This is a genomic window from Arthrobacter sp. H14, assembly GCF_000520495.1.
Classification (GTDB): domain Bacteria; phylum Actinomycetota; class Actinomycetes; order Actinomycetales; family Micrococcaceae; genus Arthrobacter_C.
In genome coordinates this window covers 14,234-25,100 of sequence record NZ_KI914653.1, presented here as the reverse complement: position 1 = coordinate 25,100, position 10,867 = coordinate 14,234, and the positions used below count along the sequence as shown (strand labels likewise).

Annotated in this window: 13 protein-coding genes and 1 pseudogene; 7 read left to right on the top strand and 7 right to left on the bottom strand. The window is 61.6% G+C overall.

Annotation, left to right across the window (positions count from 1 at the left end):
- Both Y707_RS32170 and Y707_RS0111350 read left to right on the top strand, forming a co-directional pair.
- Positions 1-294: pseudogene (locus tag Y707_RS32170) on the top strand (hypothetical protein); the annotation flags it as partial.
- A gap of 63 nt (positions 295-357) precedes the next feature.
- A complete protein-coding gene (locus Y707_RS0111350) occupies positions 358-1,185 on the top strand; it encodes an endonuclease/exonuclease/phosphatase family protein (protein ID WP_026535177.1) in 828 nt (275 codons plus the stop codon).
- Here the strand turns inward: Y707_RS0111350 and Y707_RS25310 are convergent.
- Positions 1,155-1,781, bottom strand: a complete 627-nt coding sequence (locus Y707_RS25310; protein WP_051441898.1) for a DUF2238 domain-containing protein — start codon at positions 1,779-1,781, stop codon at positions 1,155-1,157. The genes Y707_RS0111350 and Y707_RS25310 overlap by 31 nt on opposite strands.
- A 31-nt stretch (positions 1,782-1,812) precedes the next feature.
- Between Y707_RS25310 and Y707_RS25305 the strand changes: the two genes are divergently transcribed.
- Positions 1,813-2,571 (top strand): glycosyltransferase family A protein, encoded by a 759-nt coding sequence (locus tag Y707_RS25305; RefSeq protein ID WP_051441897.1) that lies wholly within the window; start codon positions 1,813-1,815, stop codon positions 2,569-2,571.
- Here Y707_RS25305 and Y707_RS0111335 read toward each other — a convergent pair.
- Genes Y707_RS0111335 through Y707_RS25285 form a run of 6 tightly spaced genes read right to left on the bottom strand, consistent with a single transcriptional unit; the run spans position 2,546 to position 7,786 of the window.
- On the bottom strand, positions 2,546-3,451 hold the full coding sequence (locus Y707_RS0111335) for a prenyltransferase (RefSeq protein ID WP_253905140.1): 906 nt from the start codon (positions 3,449-3,451) through the stop codon (positions 2,546-2,548). The two genes, Y707_RS25305 and Y707_RS0111335, sit on opposite strands and share 26 nt — an antisense overlap.
- Positions 3,444-3,782, bottom strand: coding sequence for a lycopene cyclase domain-containing protein (locus tag Y707_RS0111330; RefSeq protein ID WP_026535175.1), 339 nt, complete (start codon positions 3,780-3,782; stop codon positions 3,444-3,446). Before Y707_RS0111330 ends, Y707_RS0111335 begins: the two co-directional genes overlap by 8 nt.
- Entirely contained in the window at positions 3,779-4,129 is a 351-nt protein-coding gene (locus Y707_RS25300) for a lycopene cyclase domain-containing protein (protein ID WP_333782843.1), read from the bottom strand. The genes Y707_RS0111330 and Y707_RS25300 overlap by 4 nt, the downstream gene beginning before the upstream one ends.
- Positions 4,126-5,820, bottom strand: coding sequence for a phytoene desaturase family protein (gene crtI / locus Y707_RS25295; RefSeq protein WP_081744805.1), 1,695 nt, complete (start codon positions 5,818-5,820; stop codon positions 4,126-4,128). The genes Y707_RS25300 and crtI overlap by 4 nt, the downstream gene beginning before the upstream one ends.
- On the bottom strand, positions 5,817-6,719 hold the full coding sequence (locus Y707_RS25290; protein WP_035781351.1) for a phytoene/squalene synthase family protein: 903 nt from the start codon (positions 6,717-6,719) through the stop codon (positions 5,817-5,819). Before Y707_RS25290 ends, crtI begins: the two co-directional genes overlap by 4 nt.
- On the bottom strand, positions 6,719-7,786 hold the full coding sequence (locus Y707_RS25285; RefSeq protein ID WP_155852906.1) for a polyprenyl synthetase family protein: 1,068 nt from the start codon (positions 7,784-7,786) through the stop codon (positions 6,719-6,721). Before Y707_RS25285 ends, Y707_RS25290 begins: the two co-directional genes overlap by 1 nt.
- A gap of 53 nt (positions 7,787-7,839) precedes the next feature.
- On the opposite strand from Y707_RS25285, the gene idi reads away from it, so the two are divergent.
- The 4 genes from idi to Y707_RS25280 form a co-directional block, all read left to right on the top strand.
- Positions 7,840-8,382 carry an isopentenyl-diphosphate Delta-isomerase gene (idi, locus tag Y707_RS0111305; protein WP_035781347.1) on the top strand — a complete coding sequence of 181 codons (543 nt, stop codon included), beginning with the start codon at positions 7,840-7,842 and terminating at the stop codon, positions 8,380-8,382.
- A 24-nt stretch (positions 8,383-8,406) separates the two neighbouring features.
- The gene (locus Y707_RS0111300) at positions 8,407-8,670 is read left to right on the top strand and encodes a hypothetical protein (protein ID WP_026535173.1); all 264 of its coding nucleotides are present in this window, start codon (positions 8,407-8,409) and stop codon (positions 8,668-8,670) included.
- 11 nt (positions 8,671-8,681) lie between these two features.
- The gene (locus tag Y707_RS0111295; RefSeq protein WP_035781344.1) at positions 8,682-9,545 is read left to right on the top strand and encodes an FHA domain-containing protein; all 864 of its coding nucleotides are present in this window, start codon (positions 8,682-8,684) and stop codon (positions 9,543-9,545) included.
- A partial coding sequence (locus tag Y707_RS25280; protein ID WP_035781342.1) for an SDR family NAD(P)-dependent oxidoreductase occupies positions 9,542-10,867 on the top strand: 1,326 nt, incomplete at its 3' end. The genes Y707_RS0111295 and Y707_RS25280, both read left to right, overlap by 4 nt.

Here is a 10,867-nt window from a genome sequence, read left to right as displayed (position 1 = left end):
CCTGCTCCAGCTCCAGCTCCGGTGCCGGGGCCCGGCACGACGCCGGCCGTCCCGGTAGAACCGGAACCAGTGCCCTCCACAGAGCCTCCTGAGGACGGAGTGGTCGCGCCGCCGTCATCCGTACCGCCACCTCCCGAACCCGAACCCGAGTTGCCGCCGGAAGAGACGGAGCCCGTCGTCCCACCCGAAGAGACGCCTCCAGCACCTGGAACCGGTGCGCCGGTCCCTCCGCCTGACGACGGCGCCTCCGGCGGATCAAGCGGCGAAGGCGGCGGCTCAAGCGGCGGCGGCTGAGGCACAGCGGGCAAACAACGCCGCTTGATCTCGATTACATGCGCGCCCACCTAAACTGGGCAGATGACGGATACTGCGTTGCTTGGTCCGCGCATGGCACCGGAGCTGCACTTGACGACATTCAATATCCGTCGCCCGATGCCGCATCTGAATAAGCGCAGCCCGGACGCGTGGGCCTACAGGCAAGGGGCAGTCCGGCGGTTGATGACAGCCGAACAACCGACTTTGCTTGGTCTCCAGGAAGCCATGCCCATCCAGATGCAATTCCTCGCTTCGGTCCTTCCCTCCAGCTTTGATTCGGTGGGCCGTGGCAGGAAGAGTGATGGCAGCGGCGAACACTGTCCCATCTTCTTCGACTCCAACCGCTTGGAACTGTTGCGCTGGGATCAACAGGCGCTCTCCGCCACACCGAAAGTGCCGGGCTCCACCAGTTGGGGAAACCGGATTCCCCGCATTCTGGTTTCTGCCACCTTCCGGGACCTGGAAACGGGCCACGAATTCGTCGTGCTCAATACGCATTTGGACCATATCTCGCTCAAGTCAAGAGTACGATCCGGCGCAGCAATCCTGGATGTCGTCCTGGCGGCTGAATTGCCGGTCATTCTCATGGGGGATTTCAACGTGGATGTCGATTCACGCCTCCACCGCTTGTTGGTCTCCAGCGGCGCCCTTTCTGATTCCTGGCGCACCGCAAAGGAACGGCTCACAGCACACTGGGGAACCTTTCCCAATTACCGGCCACCGCGCAATGATGCCAAGCGTATTGACTGGATTCTCACTGGTTCATCGATCGCCATCGAGCGCGCCGGCATCAACATCAAAACCTACGACGGCGTTTGGCCCTCCGACCATGCCCCGGTTCAGGCTGCAGTGCGATTCCGGTCGGGATGAACACGCCGGCCGGAAGCTGCACTCCAGGCGAATATCGCTCCGCAGACAACGGCACCCAGTGCTCCCGCCGCAAGATCGCCGAGAGTGTCCCGGTAACCCACGTTGATGGCCGCATCAACATAGGTGTAGCCCCACCATTCACCGAACTCCCACAACACACTGAGCGCGACGCCTTGGGCGGTGATGAGATACACGACAGCACCACGTCCTGTGACGGCACCTTGCCCCATGAATTGAACCGGCGTGGTTGAAGCAGTACCTGCGGTACGCAGAACCAGCAGATGCGAGATCCCGGCGAGCACACCAGTTGTGGCGGCATGGATGAGGAAATCCCACCATTCGATCGCCTCGTACACGTTGGTAATGCTGCTCCAGGCGGCTGTCAGCAGGATGACGCCTGTGGCGATGTCCGCCGAGGGCCTGAGCCGAAGGGAACGTGCGATCAGCAGACCCAGCAACACCAGCAGCAACACCGCGACATCCACCAGACTCAGCCAAATCACGGCGCCAACCAGACTCAATACGCCCACGGCCCTGACGCCGTCGGCCGCTAATTCTCCAACGGAGGTGGGTCTGCGGATAACGGCTTGCAGCATGTACTTAACCTACCTCTGTAGGCTCGGAAACATGCTTCCCTCGGTATCCGTCGTGATTCCCTGCCTGAACGATGCGGGGCCACTTGAGAAGTGCCTGCGAACACTGGGTGCTCAGACGCATTCGCCGATGGAAATCATCGTTGTCGATAACGGGAGTACGGACAGCAGCGCCAGCGTCGCGCGCCGCCACGGAGCGATCCTGATCAGCGAGCCAGTTCCCGGTATTGCCGCCGCTGCATCCGCCGGATATGACCACGCCGCCGGGGACATCATTGTCCGTTGTGATACGGATTCGCTGCTGCCCGTTTCCTGGGTCCAGCAGATCGCGACTACCTTCCACGAGGATCCAACTCTGGGAGCGTTGACTGGTCCGGGAACGTTTTACGAGCTGAGGCCTCCCTGGTCCTGGCTGTGGAACGTGGTCTACGTCTATGGATACTTCGCCGCCGTCGGTTCGGCGCTGGCCGGTGTCCCGTTGTTCGGTTCGAATATGGCGGTCCGGCGCAGCTGCTGGGAAGCAGTCCGGCCCGAGGTGCACCGAAACGACGTTGGAATGCACGACGATATGTGCCTGAGCATGCATCTCGGACTGCGGTTCCGGATCCGGTTCCAGCGTTCGCTGCAGGTGGGAATTTCGCCACGTGCCCTGGTGGGCCGCGGAAACCGCCGTCGTCGAATACAGCGGGCCTTCCATACCCTTGGCGCCCATGGAACCGAAAATCTTCCGTGGAACCGCTGGGCACGGCGGCTGGGCCTGGGGAAAACTACCGGACGGCTGCATACCAAATGAGCAGCATGGTGACGAGAAAACCGGTGAGGTAGTTGAGCCAGAGAAACCGCTGCCAGCCGGCATGCGCACGCCCCGATGCATCATCGGTGACGGTCCTGTACGGCCAAACATTCGCCATGTAGGGGAGCGCCAATAGGGCGGCCAAAGCGGCCGGCCACCCGGCGGGAAGCATCAGGACGCTGGCCAGACCGTAGGCGGCGAAGGACAACCAGACGGTGGTTTTTGCTCCCAGCACAGTGCCCACCGAACCGACGTTTCCGGCACGGTCGGAGACAATATCCTGCACCGCGCCGAACGCGTGACTGGCCATGCCCCAAAGGAAAAAGGCGCCGAGAACGCCAATGAGGGCGGGCGTGTAGGTTGCTCCCGAATAGGCGAGGCCGAAGACAGCCGGGCTGACAAAGTGAAAACTTGAGGTGGCCGAATCGATGAACGGCCGCTCCTTGAGCCGCAGACCGGGAGCGCTGTAGGCAATGACGGCGAAGACGCTCAACGCAAGCACCGCCGTCGAACTCCATGTTCCGGTGATGACTAGGTACGCCAGGAACGGAACGTTGGTTGCCAGCACTGCCAGCAAGGTCGTGCGATGCAGGCGGCGGTCCAGCACCGCCCCTTCCGTGCCGCCCTTGCGGGGGTTGAGGATGTCCGATTCGTAGTCGAATACGTCGTTGATGCCATACATGGCGAAGTTGTAAGGAATCAGGAAGTACAACGTTCCAAGGATGAAACGCCAGTCGACGGTTCCGGTTGTCAGGATGTAGGCGGCGGCAAACGGGAACGCGGTGTTGACCCAGGAAACCGGGCGCGAGGTGACGAGTAATTCCGCCAGCAGCGGCCTGGCGCCGGTGCTCTTGGTCTGCGCGTTTGTGGATTTATTCACGACGGCGGCTCCGCGACTTGGCTGCCATCAGTTGCCAGAGTGCCGGCAACAGCAAGGCCGCGGCAAGCACGTAGAGGAAATCTTCCACCGGCGCGGCTCCAATTCTCCAGCCGGAAATCTGCTCGCTGCTGTAGCTGAAGAAACCGGCTGCGATCATCAGATTATCGAATACCGCCGTCAGTACACACAACAGTACGAGGGTCACAGCCACGGCGATGCCCCACTGCTTGCGTCCGGATCCACTGTTCCGGCGCCGGACCGAAAGGATGTACGACGCCGCCACGGTGGCCGCAACAAGCGTGAAGCCAAGATTGAGTAACCAGTAGGTCATCGACGGACTGCCTGCATGTCCGGCTGTAACCGTCCGGTTGAGAGCCTCCGGTGCGCAAGTTGGAAAAGGTTCATGGTCAGGTAGCTGAGGAACGTCAGGAAGAATAGCTCCTCGAGGGGCAGCTCAGGTGCCACCTCGATGCCGGTCATGAAGGCACTTTCGCCGCGGAAGAAGATGCCAAGTGAAATGCCGGCAAGATCCCAACTAGTGAAGAAAACCAAGCCGGCGGCCGTCACCACTGCTGCCCGGACCGGTGCCAGCCAAAAGAACAATTTGAGCCGGGCATCCAGGATCACCATCCCGGCCAGCGAAAATAGAACCACCGCCAGATACGTTCCGCCCATCATGGCCGGACCACTTTTTCTCCGTCGGAGCCGCTGCTGCTTCCTGTGGGTTCGGGCAGGGCCGTTGTGCTGGTGTCCCCCGTCAATCTCTTCAGCAGGATCTCCGCACTGATCAAACACATAGGCAGGCCCACTCCCGGAATCGTCGAACCACCGCAGTAATACAGTCCCTGTACTTTGGAACTCATATTACGGCCGCGGAGAAACGCGCTTTGCCTCAACGTATGGGCAGGGCCAAGTGCCGTCCCATTCCAGGCGTTGAAGTCGGCCGCGAAATCTCCGGGGCCGATGCTCTTGCGGACGGTGATCCGCCGTCGTAAATCCTTAACGCCGGTCCATTCAGCGATCTGGGCGATGACAACCTCCGCCAGTTGCTCCAGTTGAGAGTCACCACCGCCAGCTATGCCACCGGAGCCGAGCGAGATGTCCGCCGGGATCGGGACCAGGACGAACAGGTTCTCATCGCCGGCTGGCGCCACCGTGGGATCGGACGCGCTGGGCTTGCAGACATACAGCGACGCAGGGTCCGGGATGGCAGGCTCCCGTCCGAAGATGCTCTTGAAGTTCTTCGTCCAGTCGGTTGTAAAGAGCAGATTGTGGTGCACCAGTTCGGGAAGCTTGCCCTCCACACCCAGCAGCAGCAGGAGTGCGCCCGGCCCCGGCACGCGCTTTTTCCAATAGCGGGCAGGATAAGTGCGCAATTTCTCCGGCAGCAGGCGGGTCTCGGTGTGGTGCAGGTCGGCGGCCGACACCACGATGTCCGCAGCCGACGTATGAGCGGTTCCATCGGCGTCGGCGTAGCGCACACCGCTTACCTGTGCCTTGCCGTTCCTGCTGCCCTTGCCGGGAGCTGTGAGGATTTCCGTAACGTTGGCATTGCAGATAACGCGGGCACCATGTTGTTGCGCCAGCGACCGGAGCGAATCGACCAGACTGGTGAATCCACCTTGTGGATAGAGCACGCTTCCGGCCAGGTCCAGGTGGCTCATCAGGTGGTACATGCTGGGAGCCAGGTTGGGGGCAGAACCGAGGAAGACGGCGGGATAGCCCAGTATCTTTTGCAACCGGCCGTCTTTCACATAGCGGGCGGCAAACCGGTCCAGCGGCTGCAGCAGCAGGCGGGCCAACTGCGGTAGATTCCGCAGGACTTCCGGCGTCAGCAGTGGGCGGAATGAGGCAAAGCTGGTGTAGAGAAAATATTTCTTCGCCAGGTGATAGGTCTTTTTAGCGGACTCCAGGTAGCGCTCTAGAGCCGCTCCTGCCCCGCGCTCCAATCCCTCGAACGTGGCTACATTGCGTTCCTTGCCGTGATGCATATCGACGGATGCCTTTTCATCCTGGAAAAAGACGCGGTACGCGGGATCCAACGTGAGCAGATCCAGTTGCTGAGAAGTTGAGGTGCCGAGCAGGGCGAAGAAATGGTGGAAGACATCCGGCATCAAATACCAGGACGGACCGGTATCAAAGCGGAAGCCATCGTGCTCCCAACTCCCCGCCCTGCCGCCCGGTTCAGGCTGCTTTTCCAGCACGGTGACGCTGTAGCCGGCCTTCGACAGCAGGGCGGCACCGGCCAGCCCAGCAACCCCTGCCCCAATGATCGTGACGCGCTTGCCGATTCCGGTCCCGCCCTGACCGGTTCCGGTCCAGCCGTCGTTGGCCCGGCCCGCATGTGCGCCGTACCCGCGGGCGCTCATGCGGTTCTTTTCCGCGAACGGGGCCGCACAGTTGTTTGTTGCGTGAGTAAAGCAAGGACCGCCAAGCGCAGCTTTCTTGGATTAGGCACCCGGATCCTTTCTTCAGCCAGAGTCGCCGCAGGTGTCCGCGCGATCCGGTCCGCCAGTTCCCTGAAGAGGGATTGTGCCGCCGCTACCGCATACCTGCTGCTGTGTGGAAGCTTGGCTATGGCAGGTAGCGCGGCGTCCAAATCAGTGTAGATATCGCGCAGGACGGCATTTTTCGCAGCTTCGTTCAGGTTATTGATGCTCAAGTCGGGCAGGTAGCACCGGTGCAGAGTATTCGCGTCCTGTGCCATGTCCCGCAGGAAGTTCACCTTTTGGAAGGCCGCGCCAAGGCGCCGGGCACCGGCGTCGAGCACGCTCACCTCAGCAGCCGATACATCACGGCCGGTAAGGAAGGCGCGTACGCACATTAGTCCGACGACTTCGGCAGAACCGTAAATGTAATGCTGCAGGGATTCGGGCGTATGCACGACGGGGCTCAGATCCGACCGCATCGAGGCAAAGAAGGGCCTCGTGAGGTCGGTAGTGATTCCGACTTCGCGTGCTGTCACCGCGAAGCTATGACTGATGAGATTGGCGCTGTAGCCGGTACGCAACGCCTCCTCGGTTTCCAGCTCGAACCCGTCCAAACACTCGCGGACGCGTTGCTGCCCGGCGCCGGAACCGGAGGCGGACCCATCGACGATTTCATCGGCAATCCGGACCAGTGCGTAAATGTTCTGCACATGCCGGCGCACCGGCTGCTCCAACAAGCGGCAGGCAAGGGAGAACGACGTCGAGTAGCGGCTGATCACGAGGGCGGCGGCTTCCTGCGCCACACGGTTGTACATATCTGGCTGCGCTTTAGTGCTCATCAACAACTCCGGGAGACAGCATGATCGAGCAAAGATGACAGCTCAACGGTGAGACCGCGGGGCAGGTTTGATGTCCGAAGCAACTCGAGCGCATCACGCGTGCACCGGCCGGCTTGGTCCTTCACGTAGCTCCGGGCACCGCAGAATTTAAGCAGGCCGCGCACCGCGTCTGCCTGGGCGCCGCTGATAACCGGGCGGTCCAGGAGCTGGCGGATTTCGGTCCAGCTTCCGGTTGTCGACGCGTAGGACATGAGAAGAGTGTATTTTCCTTCCACAAGATCCGAAACGGTCGATTTGCCGGTCAGGGCTTCATCCCCAAAGGTTCCGAGAAGGTCGTCTATCAGTTGGTAGGCGGTGCCGGTCAGCCTGCCAACGGTTCCCACCAGCCCGGCAGTATCCTGGCTGGCCCCCGCGAGCAAGGCACCGGCCTGCATCGGGGCTTCGAAGGAGTAGACGGCCGTTTTCAGACGACACATGTCCATTACATCCGAAAGCGCAGGAGTGGCGGATGGCGTGGAAAAATCGACGTCGAGAATCTCTCCACCAGCGGAAGCGAAAACTGCTTCGTCCAACAGGTTCAGCATTTGGTTCTGCATCTCGGCGGGCAGCTGTGCCTCGGTGATCAAGCGGAAGGCACTGGTCAGGGCGAGGTCACCGGCGACGATGGCCGCCGATGTTCCGCGGTGTGCTGCTTCGGCCGGTTCCAGCCCGGACTGGCTCGCACGGTGCTGATAGATTCCCGCCAGGTTCGGAACGCCGCGGCGCCGCGTATCATGGTCGATTACATCGTCATGGATGATCAGCGCTGTATGGAGCATCTCGAACCCGGCTGCGACGTGGGCGGCCTGGTAGGTATTTGCGCCGTCCAGGCCAGCGAAGACTGTCATTACCAGTCGGGGACGGAACCGTTTGCCGCCGTGGGTGTTTTTTCTCAGCGTCTCCCAGAGTTGACCATACTGCCGGCCCATGCTGGCCGCGCGGGTGCAGGACGTCTCAAAGAACCCGTCCAGCACCATCTCCACTTGGTCCATCGCGGCAATCGTGGTGGCCGGCATATCCAAGGTCATGTGCTCAAGTGTACAGATACCTCCATCATCGAGATATATGTATGATGAGGTTTATGTTTCCGGCAGCACAGTATCCGTCAGGCCAAACCGTAGTGCTGGCAGACGACTCCGGACGCCCGGCGGGAACGGCTGATAAGGCCACTCTGCACACAGCCCGGACGCCGCTGCATTTCGCCGTTTCCTGTTATGTCTTCCGGGAAAGCGGCGAACTGCTGGTTACACGCCGGGCCCTGAGCAAGAAAACGTGGCCGGGAGTGTGGACCAATTCATTCTGCGGCCATCCGGCTCCCGATGAAAGCAATGAGGATGCCGTCCACCGCAGGGCGCGGCAGGAGTTGGGCCTTAACGCGTCGGAGGTGCGCCTGCTGTTGCCAGACTTCCGGTACCGTTCGACGGATGCCTCCGGGATCGTCGAGAACGAAATTTGCCCTGTCTTCAGCGCCGTCACGACGGAGGAACCGGTCTCCGATCCGGATGAGGTGGCCGAGTGGCGGTGGGTCCAGCTTGATGATTTCGCCAGCGCAGTTACTTCCGCACCATGGGCTTTCAGCCCGTGGACGGTTTTGCAGTTGCCGCAACTAAAGACCTTGATATAACCGAACGGACTATTGGAGGTAACGATGGAAGATAACACGACATCCACAGCACCTGATCTTCCCCAGGGAAGGCAGCAAATCGGCGACTGGGCAGACCTTGGCCAGCAAATGTGGTCGTACCTTACCGGGCGTGGTGCCGCGGTCAATTACGAGTTTGTCGATATGAGCGTCGAAGTTCCGCGCGATATCGGCCCCGATGCTCCCCGGGCGGTTTGGAAGATCAACGGCAGCTTGCGGGTGACCACGAGCGACGACGAGGCTTCGGGCGCCGACCCTGCGCGACGCTGAGGAGCGGCACCATGCGCCTCGATATCGATATGACCTTCAGTGTGGCAGACCCCGGCAACGGGTCCGGCCGCATGGCCAAGGGGACGATCCGGGCGGCCGGGCGCGAGGTGCAGGTGTATCTTGATGATCCGTCGCTTCTACCAGTAGACAAGATGCCTGCGCTCGCTTCGGTCAGGGAGATGGCGAAAACTCTCGCCTCCCGAGGCCTTTCGGTTTCCGTCGGCGGGCCACAGGGCGAACTGGTCAGCCTGGGAGCGGTGAAGGCTTCAGTTGCCCAGCGCCTGGTTACCGGGTCTCTCTTCATCCGGCTCGGCTCCCTCCGTGCCCTGGCCCCCCTGGCGGGACGCTTCAGCAGGAGAGAGACGCAAAAACCGTCTCTGCTGCCACCCGGAACGCCGTGGCCGCTGGTGCCCATGGTGTACCGCCGCATACCGCGCAAAATCACCACGACGCACTACAGCGCGGGTGGCGGGCGGCCGCGGCTCATCGTGGTCAAGGACGGTGAATACTGGGATGGCAATATGCTGGAGGAATTTAACCTTAAACCGGGTACGACGACGATCGGCAGTTCCGCTTCAGCTGACCTTGTCCTCGACGGATTAGAGCCAGTGCATGCCGAAATCCACCATACGGATACCGACGAATACGTCCTTCACAGTCACGGACCGGTTGGCGGAAGCGTGGACAATCAGGCAGAGACAACGACCCTGCGCACCGGCTCACGCCTGGTGATGGGTCAGTGGCGGCTGGGATTCTTCCGGGAAGAGTACGCCGACCATGGCCGGCCGCACGGTGGACGGAGCGGTGGTGAATTTGCGCATCAGAAGGCGCAGTACAATCCTCGGACAGGCAAAGTGGAACGGGATGAAATATGAGCGCAACCCAGAACGATGACGACGCGGCCGCGGCTGGCAAACTCGTCCTTGTCACCGGCTCCACGGGGTACATCGGCGGCCGACTGGTGCCGAGACTCCTGGAAGCCGGTTACCGAGTCCGCGTGCTGGTTCGGTCTCCGGAGAAACTGCGCGATGTGCCATGGGCCGATGAGGTCGACATCGTCCAAGGCGACCTGACTGACGAAGACGAAACGGCAAAAGCCTGCGAGTCGGTCGCCGCCCTGTACTACCTCGTTCACGCGATGGGTTCAGGAAAAGGATTCGAACAGCGTGAAGCCGAGGTTGCACGGATCGTGGCCCGGGCTGCTGCACGATCCGCGGTACGTCGAATCATCTATTTGGGCGGTCTGCATCCTGCAGCTGAAAAGCTGTCCGAACATCTCGCCTCACGCAAGGCGGTCGGCGATGAGTTGATGCGCGGTTCCGTTTCGACCATCGTCTTTCAAGCCGGCGTCGTGATCGGCTCCGGATCCGCGTCCTTCGAGATGATCCGGCACCTCAGCGACGTATTGCCGATAATGCCTGCGCCGCGTTGGGTCAAGAACAGGATTGAACCGATTGCTGTCCGGGACGTGCTCCACTACCTGGTCAAAGCGCTGGAGCTGCCCGAAGACCTGAACCGGACCTTCGACCTCGGCTCCAAGGACGTGTTGACCTACGCACAAATGATGGACCAGTACGCGACAACGGCGGGTCTGCCTTCGCGGAAGATCCTGGCTCTGCCCGTGCTGACGCCTCACCTGGCCGGTCACTGGATCAACCTCGTGACACCGATTCCGCGGAAAATGGCCATGCCTCTGGTTGAGTCATTGCAGTACGACGCCGTGACGAAGGAAAGCGATATCGGTCAGTACATCGAACCTCCTGTTGGCGGCCTGTTGACGTACCAGCAGGCCGTTTCCCTGGCCTTGGAAAGAATGCGTGCAGGGGAAGTGGAGACCCGGTGGGCCGCCGCCAGCCAGCATGCAGCATCGGACCCGTTGCCCACGGACCCGGACTGGGCCGGCCACACGGTGTTCATGGACCGGAGGGAACGACACTGCGAAGCCGACGCCGGGAAATTGTGGGACGTCGTCGAAGGCATCGGCGGACACAACGGATGGTATTCGTGGCCGGTGGCATGGGCAGCCAGGGGATGGTTGGACAAGCTGGCCGGAGGCGTCGGCCTGCGCCGCGGACGGCGGGATGCCGACCGGCTCCGCACAGGGGAGTCACTCGATTTTTGGCGCGTTGAGGAGGTCGTCCGCGGCAGGAGTCTTCGGCTGCGCGCCGAAATGCGCCTGCCGGGACGGGCATGGCTC

Coding starts and splice junctions, on each gene's coding strand:
- Y707_RS0111350 (WP_026535177.1), top strand. CDS start 358: ATGACGGATACTGCGTTGCTTGGTCCGCGCATGGCACCGGAGCTGCAC.
- Y707_RS25310 (WP_051441898.1), bottom strand. CDS start 1,781: ATGCTGCAAGCCGTTATCCGCAGACCCACCTCCGTTGGAGAATTAGCG.
- Y707_RS25305 (WP_051441897.1), top strand. CDS start 1,813: ATGCTTCCCTCGGTATCCGTCGTGATTCCCTGCCTGAACGATGCGGGG.
- Y707_RS0111330 (WP_026535175.1), bottom strand. CDS start 3,782: ATGACCTACTGGTTACTCAATCTTGGCTTCACGCTTGTTGCGGCCACC.
- Y707_RS25300 (WP_333782843.1), bottom strand. CDS start 4,129: ATGATGGGCGGAACGTATCTGGCGGTGGTTCTATTTTCGCTGGCCGGG.
- crtI (WP_081744805.1), bottom strand. CDS start 5,820: ATGAGCGCCCGCGGGTACGGCGCACATGCGGGCCGGGCCAACGACGGC.
- Y707_RS25290 (WP_035781351.1), bottom strand. CDS start 6,719: ATGAGCACTAAAGCGCAGCCAGATATGTACAACCGTGTGGCGCAGGAA.
- Y707_RS25285 (WP_155852906.1), bottom strand. CDS start 7,786: ATGACCTTGGATATGCCGGCCACCACGATTGCCGCGATGGACCAAGTG.
- idi (WP_035781347.1), top strand. CDS start 7,840: ATGTTTCCGGCAGCACAGTATCCGTCAGGCCAAACCGTAGTGCTGGCA.
- Y707_RS0111300 (WP_026535173.1), top strand. CDS start 8,407: ATGGAAGATAACACGACATCCACAGCACCTGATCTTCCCCAGGGAAGG.
- Y707_RS0111295 (WP_035781344.1), top strand. CDS start 8,682: ATGCGCCTCGATATCGATATGACCTTCAGTGTGGCAGACCCCGGCAAC.